At 34.9% G+C, this 14,951-nt stretch carries 12 protein-coding genes; 8 read left to right on the forward strand and 4 right to left on the reverse strand.

Going from position 1 to position 14,951, the window contains the following annotated elements:
- Nucleotide 1: 1 nt before the first annotated feature.
- The 4 genes from xerD to truA all read left to right on the forward strand — a co-directional run bounded on the left by xerD (nt 2) and on the right by truA (nt 3,710).
- A complete protein-coding gene (gene xerD, locus BN1354_RS03510) occupies nt 2–901 on the forward strand; it encodes a site-specific tyrosine recombinase XerD (RefSeq protein WP_045089688.1) in 900 nt (299 codons plus the stop codon).
- A 129-nt stretch (nt 902–1,030) separates the two neighbouring features.
- A complete protein-coding gene (dnaN, locus tag BN1354_RS03515; RefSeq protein ID WP_045089687.1) occupies nt 1,031–2,158 on the forward strand; it encodes a DNA polymerase III subunit beta in 1,128 nt (375 codons plus the stop codon).
- A gap of 18 nt (nt 2,159–2,176) precedes the next feature.
- Nucleotides 2,177–2,947, forward strand: coding sequence for a 3'-5' exonuclease (locus tag BN1354_RS03520; protein ID WP_045089686.1), 771 nt, complete (start codon nt 2,177–2,179; stop codon nt 2,945–2,947).
- 13 nt (nt 2,948–2,960) lie between these two features.
- Entirely contained in the window at nt 2,961–3,710 is a 750-nt protein-coding gene (truA, locus tag BN1354_RS03525) for a tRNA pseudouridine(38-40) synthase TruA (RefSeq protein ID WP_053826243.1), read from the forward strand.
- A gap of 103 nt (nt 3,711–3,813) precedes the next feature.
- Here the strand turns inward: truA and rho are convergent, their stop codons facing one another.
- Nucleotides 3,814–5,772, reverse strand: a complete 1,959-nt coding sequence (rho, locus tag BN1354_RS03530) for a transcription termination factor Rho (RefSeq protein WP_045089684.1) — start codon at nt 5,770–5,772, stop codon at nt 3,814–3,816.
- A 298-nt stretch (nt 5,773–6,070) separates the two neighbouring features.
- Nucleotides 6,071–7,117: a DUF6340 family protein gene (locus BN1354_RS03535; RefSeq protein ID WP_154904817.1), complete on the reverse strand. Its 1,047-nt coding sequence runs from the start codon at nt 7,115–7,117 to the stop codon at nt 6,071–6,073.
- A gap of 253 nt (nt 7,118–7,370) precedes the next feature.
- On the opposite strand from BN1354_RS03535, the gene BN1354_RS03540 reads away from it, so the two are divergent.
- The 4 genes from BN1354_RS03540 to BN1354_RS03555 all read left to right on the forward strand — a co-directional run bounded on the left by BN1354_RS03540 (nt 7,371) and on the right by BN1354_RS03555 (nt 11,919).
- Nucleotides 7,371–8,243 (forward strand): electron transfer flavoprotein subunit beta/FixA family protein, encoded by an 873-nt coding sequence (locus BN1354_RS03540; protein WP_053826245.1) that lies wholly within the window; start codon nt 7,371–7,373, stop codon nt 8,241–8,243.
- A gap of 50 nt (nt 8,244–8,293) precedes the next feature.
- Nucleotides 8,294–9,313: an electron transfer flavoprotein subunit alpha/FixB family protein gene (locus BN1354_RS03545; protein ID WP_045089681.1), complete on the forward strand. Its 1,020-nt coding sequence runs from the start codon at nt 8,294–8,296 to the stop codon at nt 9,311–9,313.
- Between the two features lie 49 nt (nt 9,314–9,362).
- Nucleotides 9,363–11,090 (forward strand): acyl-CoA dehydrogenase family protein, encoded by a 1,728-nt coding sequence (locus tag BN1354_RS03550; RefSeq protein WP_045089680.1) that lies wholly within the window; start codon nt 9,363–9,365, stop codon nt 11,088–11,090.
- 235 nt (nt 11,091–11,325) lie between these two features.
- Nucleotides 11,326–11,919 carry an RNA polymerase sigma factor gene (locus BN1354_RS03555; RefSeq protein ID WP_053826246.1) on the forward strand — a complete coding sequence of 198 codons (594 nt, stop codon included), beginning with the start codon at nt 11,326–11,328 and terminating at the stop codon, nt 11,917–11,919.
- 983 nt (nt 11,920–12,902) lie between these two features.
- Here the strand turns inward: BN1354_RS03555 and BN1354_RS03560 are convergent.
- Together BN1354_RS03560 and BN1354_RS03565 are read right to left on the reverse strand one after the other, a co-directional pair.
- Nucleotides 12,903–13,247 carry a DMT family transporter gene (locus BN1354_RS03560; protein ID WP_045090902.1) on the reverse strand — a complete coding sequence of 115 codons (345 nt, stop codon included), beginning with the start codon at nt 13,245–13,247 and terminating at the stop codon, nt 12,903–12,905.
- 165 nt (nt 13,248–13,412) lie between these two features.
- A complete protein-coding gene (locus tag BN1354_RS03565) occupies nt 13,413–14,945 on the reverse strand; it encodes an acyl-CoA carboxylase subunit beta (RefSeq protein ID WP_053826247.1) in 1,533 nt (510 codons plus the stop codon).
- Between the last annotated feature and the right edge of the window lie 6 nt (nt 14,946–14,951).

The following is a 14,951-nucleotide window of genomic DNA, read 5'->3' on the forward strand; positions in this document are numbered from 1 at the left end:
TATGAATCTAAAAAATGTCACAGATAAATACCGAAGATATTTACTTTTTGAGAAAGGATTATCTAAAAACACAATTGAAGCATATATCCGTGATTTAAATAAGTTGTTATTATTTATAGAAGAAGAAAAGTTATCTCTTATTTCAATAAAAACATCCGATCTGGAGGAGTTTCTAGCTGGATTATATGATAATAATCTTTCTCCAAGATCCATGTCAAGGGTTATTTCAGCACTAAAATCATTCTTTAGGTATTTTATGCTGGATAATTACAGAGAAGATAATCCAACAGATTTGCTTGATTCACCTAAAACTGGATTGAAATTGCCAGTTGTATTATCAATTGAAGAAATAGATTCGATTCTTTCTGTGATTGATGTTTCAACCTTGGAGGGTACACGCAACTATGCTATCATTGAAACACTTTACAGTTGCGGACTGAGAGTTTCTGAAATAACTAATCTGCGTTTTTCTGACTTATATTTTGATGAAGGATTTATAAGGGTAGTGGGGAAAGGTGATAAACAGCGACTTGTTCCTATATCTGAAACAGCAATTCAAGAGATAAATAATTGGTTGATATATAGAGGTCAGATCTATATAAAGAAGGGTTATGAAGATATTGTTTTTGTAAGTTCTCGAAGAGGTACTGCATTGTCACGTATAACTGTTTTTTATTTTATTAAACAGTATGCAGAGGCTGCAGGTATCAGGAAAGATGTTAGTCCTCATGTTTTTCGTCACTCCTTTGCAACTCATCTCTTAGAGAGAGGTGCGAATATAAGAGTAATTCAGGAAATGCTTGGACATGAGAAAATAGCAACAACAGAGATTTATACTCATATAGACAGAACTTTTTTAAGGCAGGAAATAATTGAACATCATCCAAGAAACAGAAGATAATAGATGAATAAATCAAAATAAAAAGGAGCATTTAAAGAGAGAAGTACAGAAAAAAAGAAATCCTTAAAACAGCCGGAGCTCCAAGAATATTTCATATATTTGCTAAAGAATTAAAAAAAACATACTGACATGAAATTTATAGCATCAAGCGCTACGATGTTGAATCATCTGCAGGCAATTAGTAGAGTCATTAATTCCAAAAGTACATTACCTATACTGGACTGCTTTAAGCTGGAGTTAAAGGGTAATAAGCTTACATTGACTGCTGCAGATAGTGAAACACGTCTGGAAACATGGATTGAAGTGAATAATGCAGAAGGAGAAGGTAGTCTTGCAATCAATGCTAAAAACCTTCTGGATCCTTTACGAGAGCTTCCTGATCAACCTTTAACATTTGATATAAATGATGAAACTCTGGAGGTCTTTATTTATTACCATAACGGAAAATATAATTTTGTAGGATTAAAAGGTGATGAATATCCTGAACCAAAACCTTTGAAAGAAGAGACTTCTATGAGTCTCACAATAGAAGCAGATATGCTAATGTCTGGAATTAACAGAACTGTTTTTGCAACTGCTGATGATGAACTCCGCCCTGTAATGAACGGAATTTACTTTGATATAACATCTGATAACCTCACATTTGTAGCATCAGATGGACATAAATTAGTTCGAGTTACAACCACCGAAGCAAAGGGTGAAGGTCGATCTTCTTTTATTCTACCTAAGAAACCTGCTAACCTATTAAAGGCTCTTTTACCAAAGGAAACAGGTACAGTGACAATAAACTTTGATGAAAATAATGCATATATCACAATGAGTGATTATAAAATGATTTGTCGTTTTGTAGAAGGAAGATATCCGAACTATAACTCAGTGATTCCTCAAAATAACAGCAATACTGTTACATTAGACAGATTAACTCTGCTTAATGCACTAAAGAGGGTGTCCGTATTTTCAAATCCATCAATAGGATTGGTTAAATTGCAATTATCAGAAGAGAAAATAGTAATAACTGCACAAGATATTGATTTTCTCACAGCTGCAGAGGAAACAATAGTATGTTCTTACACAGGAAATGTAATGAATATAGGTTTCAAAGCTGCTTTTTTAATAGAAATATTAGATAACATTCCAAGTTCCGATGTTAGAATTGAATTGTCTGATCCATCAAGAGCCGGACTTATTCTCCCTGTAGAACAAGAGACTAATGAAGATATGCTGACTCTTTTAATGCCGATGATGTTAAATGACTAATCAATTTAAAACGTTAAAATGGAATTAAAGCTGAAAAACCCGTTAGTGTTTTTTGATTTAGAAACTACCGGGATCAATATAACACGTGATCGCATTATCGAAATATCTCTGTTAAAAGTTTATCCTAACGGGAAAGAAGAATCGAGAACCAGACGTATTAATCCGGAAATGCCTATCCCGCCTGAATCAACTGCAATTCATGGTATTACAGATGAGGATGTTAAGGACTGTCCTACATTTAAACAAATTGCTAAATCACTTTCAGAAATGTTGGAGGGATGTGACATGGCAGGATTTAATTCCAGTCGTTTTGACGTTCCAATGTTAGCAGAAGAATTTCTGAGGGCTGGAGTAGATTTTGATATAAGTAAGCGAAAATTTGTAGATGTTCAAATAATTTTCCACAGAAAAGAGCAACGCACTCTTGAGGCAGCATATTCATTCTATTGTAATAAAAAATTAGAGAATGCACATTCTGCTGAGGCTGATGTAATTGCTACATATGAGGTTCTAAAGTCTCAATTGGATCGATATCCTGATCTTGAGAATAGTGTGGATTCTTTATCAAAAGAATATTCAAGTTTTAATAATAATGTTGACTTGGCAGGTCGTATCGTTTTAAACGAGAGTGGGGTAGAAGTGTTTAACTTTGGGAAACACAAAGGGAAACCTGTCTCTGAAGTGTTAAAAAATGAACCGAGTTACTACTCTTGGATGATGGATGGAGATTTTACGCTTAACACCAAACAGGTACTTACTAAGATCCGTTTGAGAGAGATGAATGGTTAATTATTAATTTTCAATGGCGCGTTTCTTTATAACACTCTCATATAACGGGAAAAACTATGTTGGTTGGCAAATACAACCTAATGGTTTAAGTGTGCAGGAAAAGCTGCAATATGCACTATCTACAATTCTTCGTTCAGAAGTTGAAGTTGTGGGTGCAGGCAGAACAGATGCAGGTGTACATGCCAGTAAAATGATAGCACACTTTGATTGGGTTGGAGATCCTTTCTCATCTGAAGATTTGGTTTTCAAACTAAATAGTTTTCTACCTAAAGATATTGCAATCTTTTCAATAAATGAGGTAAAGCCTGATGCGCATGCACGTTTTAGCGCTATTTCCAGAACATATAAATATTATATAACAACAGAGAAAGATCCTTTTCATCATGAACTTACCTATAGAGTGAATTTTATTCCAGATATTGATAAGATGAATGCTCTTTGTCCATTATTAATACAAACAAAGGACTTTACAAGTTTTAGTAAACTTCATACTGATGTAAAAACAAATATTTGCAGTATAGAATATGCCGTCTGGAAACGAATGGGTAATTTATATGTTTTCGAAATAAAAGCAGACCGATTCTTACGCAATATGGTAAGGGCAATTGTAGGAACATTATTGGAAGCTGGCAGAGGACGACTCGACGAGAAAGGTCTCATTAGAATTATAAATGCTAAAAACAGACAAGTTGCTGGTGATTCTGTTCCCGGAAATGCACTTTTTTTGGATAATGTGCAATATCCAGATGATATATGGAGATAAAATAAGAAATTGTTGGACAGGTTTTTGAGTAAAAAGAAATAACGCGGAAAACTTAAAAGTTACCGCGTTATTTCTTTTATAAAAGTGTTAGTTTACTTGATTATCAATCATTCATTGAGATTAAAAATTCTTCATTGTTAGATGTACGTCTTAATCTATTAAGTAAGAATTCCATTGCTTCAACAGAGTTCATATCAGAAAGGAAGTTACGTAATACCCACATACGATTAAGAGTTTCTTCTGATAGTAGCAGGTCATCACGACGTGTACTTGAAGCTATAATATCCACAGAAGGAAAAATTCTCTTGTTGGATAATTTTCTATCAAGCTGAAGTTCCATGTTACCTGTACCTTTAAACTCTTCGAATATTACATCATCCATTTTAGAACCTGTATCGGTAAGAGCAGTAGCAATTATAGTTAGTGAACCACCATTTTCAATATTTCTTGCTGCTCCAAAGAAGCGTTTAGGTTTGTGCAATGCATTTGCATCAACACCTCCTGAAAGTACTTTACCTGATGCCGGTTGAACTGTATTATATGCTCTTGCTAGACGAGTGATAGAGTCTAACAGAATTACCACATCATGACCACATTCAACTAATCGTCTTGCTTTGTTAAGTACTATTTCAGCAATTTTTACGTGATGGTCTGCAGGCTCATCAAAGGTAGACGCAATAACTTCAGCATTAACGCTACGCTCCATATCAGTTACCTCTTCAGGTCTTTCATCAATTAGCAGTATAATCATATACACTTCAGGATGATTGTCAGCAATTGCATTGGCAATATCTTTCAGAAGAACTGTTTTACCAGTTTTAGGCTGTGCCACAATTAATCCACGCTGACCTTTACCTATCGGCGTAAACATATCAACCACCCTGCATGAAAGATTGTCATTATGACCTTTTGTTAAATTGAATTTCTCATCCGGAAATAATGGTTTCAAATGATCAAACGGAACGCGGTCACGTACAGCATCAGGGTTGCGTCCATTTAGTCGATCTACTTTAACCAGTGGAAAAAACTTTTCACCTTCCTTTGGAGGGCGAATTGGTCCCTCTACAACATCCCCTGTGTTAAGCCCAAACAGTCTGATCTGCGACTGAGAGACATATATATCATCTGGTGATGACATATAGTTGTAATCAGATGAACGTAAAAATCCATAACCGTCAGACATAATTTCAAGAACGCCAGAAGCAGTTAAAATTCCATCAAAATCATAAGATGGTTCTTTTTCTTTCTGTTTCTGTGGTTGAGTAGTTAATTGAGACTTTGTCTGTTGATTTTGTTGCTGAGGTTTAGACTGAATTGGGGATGGTGTTATAAGATCCAGAATTGACATCTTTTCAACTGGTGGGATTGCAGCACTTGCTGCTTTTTCTGATTCAGCCTCGGGGTCCTCTGCTACAACAGGTGGCAATGTTACTGGAGCAGGAGCACTCTTCTTTTCTTCATTACGATGTTTAGATGATCTAAATACCAGCTGAATTGGCCTTCCAGTTGGTTTTTGTACAGAGTCATCCTTAATTTCCTTCACATTCTCCTTTTTATCCTGGCTATTGGCAGTTGTGTTTTTAATGATTTCAGGTGTTGATTTTTCTGCCACTTTTTCTACCGCTTTATTTGGAGATTGAGATATATTTTTTGACGGTGTGTTTTTTACACTCTGCTGGTTATCTTTCTTTTCAGTTTGAACAGAAACATTATTTGACTGATTTTGACTTTTAATCAGATCCTTGTTGTTAGTTTCAGATTTTTCAGGTTCAGTTTTTTTTGACTCTACTTTTTTTACTGAAGCTGATTTTGATTCAGATTTATTATCTCTGTTTTTTTGGTTCTTTGTATTATTGTCAGAAGCATTTCTTCCTTTATTACCTTGTCTGGAACCACTGTCAGAGGTTAGTTTTTTAGTTTCAGCAATTGCTTGCTCATCAAGAATTTTATAGATTAGCTCCTCTTTTTTATATGCATCAGGGCGTCTTATTCCCATCTCTTTTGCAAGGACCCGTAATTCTGTTGTAAGCTTTTCATTAAGCTCAATAATGTTATAAGCCATGTAGATTATTTGAAATTCGTTATGGTTATTGAATAAATGATATGTTCGAATTATATCCCGGTTTAATTACGGAGGTATCTATTCCATAAAACGTAAAAAAGCTCGGTGGATATAATTGAGTTTTGAATGAATTTGTAAATAATTAACAGTAGTATGAGTTTATTTTACTGTCGCAGATTCAAAGACAAAGGTACCATTTTTTTTTAATTCACGTAAGAACTTCACTTATTTTTTTTCTAACTGCCTTAATTTAACGTAAAATGTGATAAACAGCAAACGTTAGTAAAAATGGAAGTTATTATTCCCATAAATCAATCCTGTTGGAATTACTTCGCCTTCTTTCAATTTCGTTCATATACAACTGTGACCTTCTTCTTTCCAGTGAATTAGGTGAGGTTGATTCATTGAAAAGTTTATTTGCCTCTTTAGCCCATTCAAATGCTTCTACCATATTGTCTAACATTTCATAGGCAAGAGCTATATTACTTGCTGCTTTAGCTTTTGAAGTTTTGTTTGATTGTAAATTATAAAACGATTCCCATTTAATTATAGCATTATTCCAGTCTGCAACTTTAGCATAAGTTTCACCTTCACGCATATATTTATTCGGCATTGTATAATACCACCTGTCTTGCATTTCCCAATGAGGAGCAAAAACATTGCTCATTTTTTCTGCTGCATGGATTGCTAATAACTTCATCGCCTCTTCTCTTGAAGGCAGTTTTACTTCTGTAAACATTATATTATCCTGCAGATCAAAACCTTCCCAATATAGACTGTCTGTGTATTGAACAGCAGGTATTTTCCCATTCATTGTAGGTAAATATACGCGGATTATTGAATAAATCTTACCCTTCAAATCAGCATATGTAGATCCAAACTGTCTGAAATGCTCTCTCTTATTTGTTTCAATAATAAGCTTATCAAGAGATATAACAGCATCTGATCTTGTTTCACTTTTAATTTCATTCATCCTTTCAGGAGATAGGGGTTTCTCCATAAAAAAATCAGAATCTTCTCTCAGAGGTTTACTATAATATGTTACACGCTGATAATAATCTGCCTCATCAAGAAATTGAGTTAGAGCTTCTGTATAGAAAATTGCTATACTGTCGGATGAAGCTTTTTCTCTTTCTGTACTATTGCTACCTAACTTAATTAGATCATGACCGATTTCATCTGGCTGCTGAACAACATTATTTACGACGGCTACTCTTAGAATATTATCAGGAAGATTTACCTGAGCCGGCTCAAGTGTTTCCACTGTTAAATATTTCAAGCCTGAGCAGCTTGAAAGCAAAATACCTATGATTGAAAATAAAATATAGTGAGAAATCTTTTTCATATTATCTGTTGATCTGTTAAGCACAAAAAGAATACAACAAATATATCACATTTAATTAACATATTTGTTGAAGTAAAGGTTTTTGTAATCAGGTATAGATTATTTATAATATTTCTAACCTGATAAATTGTTATTTTTCTTCGCACTTTGCTTTAATTTTAACTGATTTATATCATCAAAAGAACATTATGAAAAGTGATTTTTTGTATATTTGTACTTTTATGAAAAACTTATAATTGAAACAATCTTAAAGATGGCATTTAACATTATTGTGTTGGCTAAGCAGGTCCCCGACACCCGCAACGTTGGGAAGGATGCTATGAAAGCCGATGGTACAGTGAACAGAGCTGCATTGCCAGCAATTTTTAATCCCGAAGATCTCAATGCGCTCGAACAGGCTCTTGAAGTAAAAGATCGTTTTCCCGGAACAAAAATTACTATTCTTACAATGGGACCGGGGCGTGCAGCAGACATCTTGCGCGAAGGGCTTTTTAGAGGAGCAGATGATGGAGTACTATTAACAGACAGAGCTTTTGCAGGTGCAGATACTTTAGCAACCTCTTATGCTTTATCTATGGCAATTAGAAAAATAGGGAAATTTGATCTTATATTTTCTGGTCGTCAAGCAATAGATGGAGATACCGCTCAAGTAGGACCACAAGTTGCTGAAAAATTAGGCATTCCTCAAATTACATATGCTGAGAGTATTGAAAATATAGAAGAAAAAAGCATAAGAATTAAACGCAGATTAGATAACGGAGTAGAAATTGTTGAATGTCCTCTTCCGGTTCTCATTACTGTAAACGGTTCTGCGCGTTCATGCAGACCAAGAAATGCTAAGTTGTTGCTTAAGTACAAACATGCAAAAACAGTTACAGAACGTCAGGTTCAAAATCTAGATTATATCGATATTTATGATAGTCGCCCATTCCTAAATCTAACCGAATGGAGTGTGGCAGATGTTGAAGCTGATCCTGTTCAGTGTGGATTATCAGGCTCACCTACTAAAGTAAAGAAGACAGAGAATGTTGTCTTTCAAACTAAGGAGAGTAAACATATATCCGACAGCGATTTTGAAATAGAAGAACTAATAAAAGAACTTTTAGAAAATCACACAATTGGCTGAGCAAAGAGTTTAATTAGTAAAAAAATCAGAAAACTATAGAAAAAGTAAGAATGAATAACTTATTTGTATATTTAGAGATTGAAGATGGCATAGTAGCTGATGTCAGCCTGGAACTGTTAACCAAAGGGCGTTCCCTTGCAAATCAACTTGGGTGCAAGGTTGAAGCAATTGCTGCCGGTATTAATCTCGAGAAAGTGGGAGAACAGATTTTCCCTTATGGCGTTGATGTGCTGCATGTTTTTGATGATGAGCGACTAGCACCCTACACAACCTTGCCGCATACATCAATTTTAGTGAAACTTTTTAAAGAAGAACAACCTCAGATTTGTCTTTTAGGAGCAACTATAATTGGTAGAGATTTAGGTCCTCGCGTTTCATCCTCTTTAGGTAGTGGTCTAACTGCCGACTGCACTTCACTTGAGATTGGTAATCATGAAAACAAAAAAGAGGGTAAAGTATATGAGAATTTACTTTATCAGATAAGGCCTGCATTCGGCGGAAATATTGTAGCAAATATAGTAAATCCGGATCATCGTCCTCAAATGGCAACGGTAAGGGAAGGTGTAATGAAAAAAGAGATCTTCGATCCATTCTATAAGGGCGAAACAATTAAATATGATGTAAATGATTATGTAAATGATAAAGATCTAATTGTAAAAATAATCGACCGTCATATAGAGAAGTCAAAAGTTAATATCAAGAATTCTCCAATAATAGTATCCGGAGGTTATGGAGTTGGATCTAAAGAGAACTTCGATTTACTTTATAAACTTGCTGATTTACTTGGTGCCGAAGTAGGAGCTTCAAGAGCAGCAGTTGATGCAGGATTTGCTGAACATGAACGTCAAATTGGACAAACGGGTGTTACAGTTCGTCCTAAGGTATACATAGCATGCGGAATTTCTGGTCAGATACAGCATATTGCCGGTATGCAAGAGAGCTCCATCATTATTTCTATAAATAATGATCCAAGTGCACCTATTAATTCGATTGCAGATTATGTTATTACAGGTGAAGTTGAAAACGTCATCCCTAAGATGATTAAATATTATAAGAAAAACAGTAAGTAAGAAAACCTAAATCTTACCTTAGAAATAAGAAATTGAACAAAAAACAAATATGGCAAACTTTTATACAGATACACCACAATTTCGTCACTATCTTCAGCACCCACTTATGAAGAGAATTGTGGAACTGAGAGAGAGAAATTACACTGAAAGCGAAACATACGATCACGCACCAATTGACTTTGAAGATGCAATGGACAGTTACGACAAAGTACTTGAGGTAGTTGGAGAAATATGTGGAGAAGTAATTGATCCAAATGCTGAAGAGGTAGATCACACTGGTCCCACTGTTTCAGATGGAAGGGTAACTTATGCAACCAATACACAAGAAAATCTTGATGTGCTTATTAAAGCTGAGCTTATGGGGATGCGTTTCGGACGCAAATATGGTGGACTAAATTTTCCTATGGTCCCTTATATGATGAGTGCAGACATAGTAAGTCGTGCTGATGCCAGTTTTCAGAATATATGGATGTTGCAGGACTGTGGTGAAACAATCTACGAATTTGGAGACGAAGCGCAAAAAGATAAATATATATCTCGTGTAGTCAAAGGAGAAACCATGTCTATGGACCTAACTGAGCCAGATGCAGGTTCTGATTTGCAGGCAGTAATGCTAAAGGCTACATATAACGAGAAAGAAGATCAATGGTATCTGAATGGTGTTAAGCGATTTATCACAAACGGTGATGCTGATATTCATCTGGTGTTAGCCCGTTCGGAAGATGGCACTAAAGATGCACGTGGTTTATCAATGTTTATTTACGACAAAAACAGCGGAGGTGTTAATGTACGTCGTATAGAAAATAAGATGGGTATAAAGGGTGCACCAACTTGTGAACTAGTTTATAAGAATGCAAAAGCAGAGCTTGTTGGCAGTAGAAGATTAGGACTCATACGCTACGTAATGTCATTAATGAATGGCGCACGTCTGGGAATTATGGCTCAATCTGTTGGTATATCTGAAGCGGCAACACGTGAAGCATACAACTATGCAATGGAGCGTCGTCAATTTGGTAAAGCCATAATAAACTTTCCTCCTGTGTATGAAATGCTTGCAAATATGAGGGCTAAAACAGATGCTTCACGCACATTGCTTTATGAAACAAGTCGTTTTGTTGATATGTATAAAACACTTGAGGATATTAGTAAAGAACGCAAGCTAACACCTGAAGAGAGGAATGAAATGAAATATTTTTCCCGCTTAGCTGATGCATTCACACCTCTGGGTAAAGGAATGAGCAGTGAATATGCCAATCAGAATGCTTACGATGCAATTCAGATTCATGGTGGATCAGGATATATGAAAGACTATAAGTGTGAAAGACTCTATCGAGACGCACGTATTACCAATATTTACGAAGGTACAACACAACTACAGGTTATAGCAGCTATCAGACATGTTACAACAGGTACGTACCTTCAACGAATAAAAGAATATGAAGCAATGACGGTTGTCCCTGAATTAGAGCCATTAAAGAGAACGCTTGCTGAGATGACTCAGATGTACGAACAACTCACTGAGCTAGTAACTTCACAAAAAGATGATGAATATCTTGATTTCCACGCTCGCAGGTTAGTTGATTGTGCTGCGCATATTATTTGTGGGCATCTTCTTCTTCAGGATGCTAATAAAAATCAGGATCTGTTCCGTAGAAGTGCTGAAGTATACATTCACTTTGGTCATATAGAAGTTATAAAGAACCACAAATTTATTACAGAAGCCAGAGTAGAGGATATAGCATACTATAAGCCTGCTGATCTGGCAGAAGTAAAATAGATTAACTGTTTTAAACAGTTAAATTAAATATAAGGGGCAACAATTAAGTTTGCCCCTTTTTATTTTTTCAACACTCTATATGCTGCAGTACGATATGTTTTTTTTATTTCTCTTTCTTGGAATTAGAATTTATTTTGTTTTTCTTTGTTACAGATAAATAACAAACGCAAAAATTAATAGCCTATAAGTCCTCTTTACACAATTAAATTTTACATAACAATTTAATAAGTAAAGCATGGATATTTATTCTAAAATGTCCGATGAGGAACTGGTAGTTTCTTATTCAGAGGGCAATGATATAGCGTTTGACACTCTATTAAACAGGCACAAACAATTAGTTTACAACTACATTTATCACACTGTTAGAGATAACGGTCTGGCAGAAGATATATTCCAGGATACCTTTATCAAAGCAATAATAACAATTAAGCAGGGTAAATATACTGAATCAGGCAGATTTAAATCATGGATAATGCGAATTGCTCATAATCTTATTATCGACCATTTCAGGCAGAAAAAGAATGAGAAAATTATCTCCAATGATGAGAATGAGGCTGACTTGTTTAACAATCCCTCTTTCTGCGAGGAAACTATCGAATCAAAGATGGTTAAAACGCAAGTACTTGAGGATGTTAAGAGACTTATATGTTATCTGCCGGAACAACAGCGTGAAGTATTGGAGATGCGTTATTATAAGGATTTAAGTTTTAAAGAAATTGCAGATATAACCGGTGTAAGTATAAACACAGCACTTGGTCGGATGCGGTATGCAATTTTAAATATCCGAAAAATGGCAACTGACAACCGTATGATACTAACAATAAACTAGATACAGATAATAATTTACCAATACAAAATCTAAATCTAATTCATAAAAAAAGCCCCTTTTTACAGGGGCTTTTAATTATATGGAAGGAGTTCTCTTCTTTTTGCACATTCAGCGCAAATTATGAAGATGTATTCAATTCTTTAGAATTTCTCGAAAATCTAAGATTAGAAATTGAACTTTGAGGTTCAATACTTATCTGTGAGCGGATACTTCAGAATTCAGATACTTCTAATTACTTCCTAATCAGTGTTTGAAGCTGATTAAACAGTTATGAGAAGTATTATATATCATTCGGATCGATAACAATTAATCGTTTGATAATAAATTTCTAAATTGTGAAGCAGAATGAATTATACTAATGTAAAATAATATTCAGCTTAGAATTTATTACTGTCGTTTTCTCCCAATAATGAGATAAGTACGAGTTTGTAATATATTCTAATTTTCGATTTACTCAAAGAACTTACAAACAGCTATTTATACTTTTGATATAAAACAAAACTTTTTAAATCCTATAGTGCATCTCAAGCCAAAAACAACTGTAGTTACAAGTTCACAATTGCAATAGATTTTTTATTCAGTCCATACGTATTAAACTTTTCAGTTTATTACTTCATAAACATTGGAGATTGAACAAATATTATATCCATCACTGGATAAATACTTTTATTCATCTCTAGAATAAGAATCTAACTGATTTGTACAAAATGTCAAAGAACTCCTATTTCTTTTGAATATAAACGAACTCATTATCGTTTTTGTTCATGGCAAATATAATATTTATACAAAATATAAAGCAAATATTTTTACTTGTAATTATAAACAACATATAAACAGGTTGTTAACAACATATCAACAAGTTATCAACAAGCCCCTTCAAATCGTTTACAGGACTCACATCAATCGAGAATAAGTATCATATTAATTAAGATTAATACTCAAATCAAATGAAATATAACCACAACTAAAATATAATGAAGACTTTATTTTGCTACTGTAGAGGTTAACTGCAAACCTATTATTGATAATATAAGTGTACTAAGAAAAAAGATTCTCCAAAATGTAACAGGTTCTTTGAAGACTAATATTCCAAGCACAACTGTTCCCACTGCACCAATTCCAGCCCAAACAGCATAAGCTGTACCTGTGGGAATAGGATGTTCACCACCCATCGATTTAAAAAGTAGCAACATACTTAAAGAAACAAATAGGATAAAGGCAATTAACCACCCTAACATATCTTTACCGGTGGTTTGCTGCATCTTTCCAAGACTTAAGGCAAAGAGGGATTCAAATATGCCACCAATAATTAAAATTACCCAATTCAAGTTCATATTGAAGTTATTAACTGATTACTATTATATTAATCATGCAAAGATAATTATATAAATCTTTTTAATTTTGAAATAGTTACATACAAAAGTAAAAAGCCCTTCATAGGGCTTTTTATCCAGTACAGTGTCTTTTAGTAAAATAGTCCTGCCAATAATTTTCTAAGAAGGAGGATTACCATGTTTTTTTGGAGGATTGCTTGCAGTTTTGTTAGCAGTCATTTCCAATGCCTGAATCAGTTTAAAACGTGTGTTTTCAGGAAGAATAATCTCATCGATGTAACCTTTCTCAGCTGCTCTGTATGGGTTCGAAAACAGTTCTTTATACTCATTTAGTGCATTCTGACGATCTTCTCCAACAGATGATCGGTAAAGAATATTTACTGCACCTTCTGCACCCATAACGGCAATCTCAGCATTAGGGTAGGCAAGATTGATATCTGCACCTGACTCTTTGGATGACATCACAACATAAGCGCCGCCATAAGCTTTGCGTGTGATCAAAGTTATCTTTGGAACGGTTGCCTCTACATATGCATACATAATCTTAGCACCATGACGAATAATTCCATTGTGCTCCTGATCTCTTCCCGGTAGAAATCCGGGCACATCAACAAAAGTGATTATAGGAATATCAAAACAGTCGCAGAATCGAATAAATCTTGCTGCTTTGTCAGATGCGTCAATATCAAGTACCCCTGCCAGATAAGCTGGTTGATTTGCAACAATACCAACAGGCTTTCCTCCCATTCTTGCAAATCCAACTACTACATTTTGAGCAAATTGAGGCATTACTTCAAAGAAATAGTTCTCATCTACAACCTCCTCAATAAGCTTTTTAATATCATAAGGTATATTTGAATCTTCAGGAATCAGTTTATGAATATCCGGAGTCTTTCGATTATTAGTATCACGAGTAGAAGTCATAGGAGGGTCCTCCATATTGTTCGATGGAAGAAAGCTAATCAGCTCTCTGATCATCATAAGAGTCTCTTCTTCATCGTTCCCAACAAAATGCGCAACACCGCTCTTTGAAGAATGTACAGAAGCACCACCTAGCTCTTCTTTTGTCAATTCCTCATGAGTAACAGTTTTTACTACATCTGGTCCAGTAACAAACATATAACTCTCATCCCTGACCATAAAAATAAAATCGGTCAATGCCGGTGAATAACAGGCACCACCGGCACAGGGACCAAGTATTGCGGATATCTGAGGAATTACTCCTGATGATTTTACATTATTATTGAAAATCTCTGAATAGCCGCTTAGTGCCATTACACCTTCCTGAATTCTGGCACCACCTGAATCATTCAATGCAATAATCGGAGCTCCGTTTTTTAGAGCCAACTTCTGTATTTTTACAATTTTATTTGCGTTAGTTCGAGATAGGGAACCTCCATAAACTGTAAAATCGTATGCATATACGTAAACAATTCTCCCATCAATCTTTCCATATCCTGTAACAACACCATCGCCTGGAACCCTATTATTCTGCATATTATAGTTGTGCGAGTCATGCAGTACAAACTTGTCAATTTCAACAAAAGTGTCATCGTCTAAAAGCATGTTGATTCTTTCTCGCGCTGTCTGCTTTCCGGCTTTCTTCTGTTTAGCTATGGCTTTCTCACCGCCTCCATTTTCGGCAGCTTTATCTTTTTCTTTAAAATCTTTATATATATCTTCTAAAGTCATTATAAA

Origin of the sequence: Lascolabacillus massiliensis (assembly GCF_001282625.1) — a bacterium.
GTDB classification, from domain to species: domain Bacteria; phylum Bacteroidota; class Bacteroidia; order Bacteroidales; family Dysgonomonadaceae; genus Proteiniphilum; species Proteiniphilum massiliensis.

What these genes read in the sequence shown, in the direction of transcription:
- BN1354_RS03565 (WP_053826247.1), bottom strand. Translation starts at nt 14,945, where the DNA reads ATGACTTTAGAAGATATATATAAAGATTTTAAAGAAAAAGATAAAGCT.
- dnaN (WP_045089687.1), top strand. Translation starts at nt 1,031, where the DNA reads ATGAAATTTATAGCATCAAGCGCTACGATGTTGAATCATCTGCAGGCA.
- BN1354_RS03535 (WP_154904817.1), bottom strand. Translation starts at nt 7,117, where the DNA reads ATGAAAAAGATTTCTCACTATATTTTATTTTCAATCATAGGTATTTTG.
- BN1354_RS03550 (WP_045089680.1), top strand. Translation starts at nt 9,363, where the DNA reads ATGGCAAACTTTTATACAGATACACCACAATTTCGTCACTATCTTCAG.
- BN1354_RS03555 (WP_053826246.1), top strand. Translation starts at nt 11,326, where the DNA reads ATGGATATTTATTCTAAAATGTCCGATGAGGAACTGGTAGTTTCTTAT.
- xerD (WP_045089688.1), top strand. Translation starts at nt 2, where the DNA reads ATGAATCTAAAAAATGTCACAGATAAATACCGAAGATATTTACTTTTT.
- BN1354_RS03520 (WP_045089686.1), top strand. Translation starts at nt 2,177, where the DNA reads ATGGAATTAAAGCTGAAAAACCCGTTAGTGTTTTTTGATTTAGAAACT.
- rho (WP_045089684.1), bottom strand. Translation starts at nt 5,772, where the DNA reads ATGGCTTATAACATTATTGAGCTTAATGAAAAGCTTACAACAGAATTA.
- BN1354_RS03540 (WP_053826245.1), top strand. Translation starts at nt 7,371, where the DNA reads ATGGCATTTAACATTATTGTGTTGGCTAAGCAGGTCCCCGACACCCGC.
- BN1354_RS03545 (WP_045089681.1), top strand. Translation starts at nt 8,294, where the DNA reads ATGAATAACTTATTTGTATATTTAGAGATTGAAGATGGCATAGTAGCT.
- truA (WP_053826243.1), top strand. Translation starts at nt 2,961, where the DNA reads ATGGCGCGTTTCTTTATAACACTCTCATATAACGGGAAAAACTATGTT.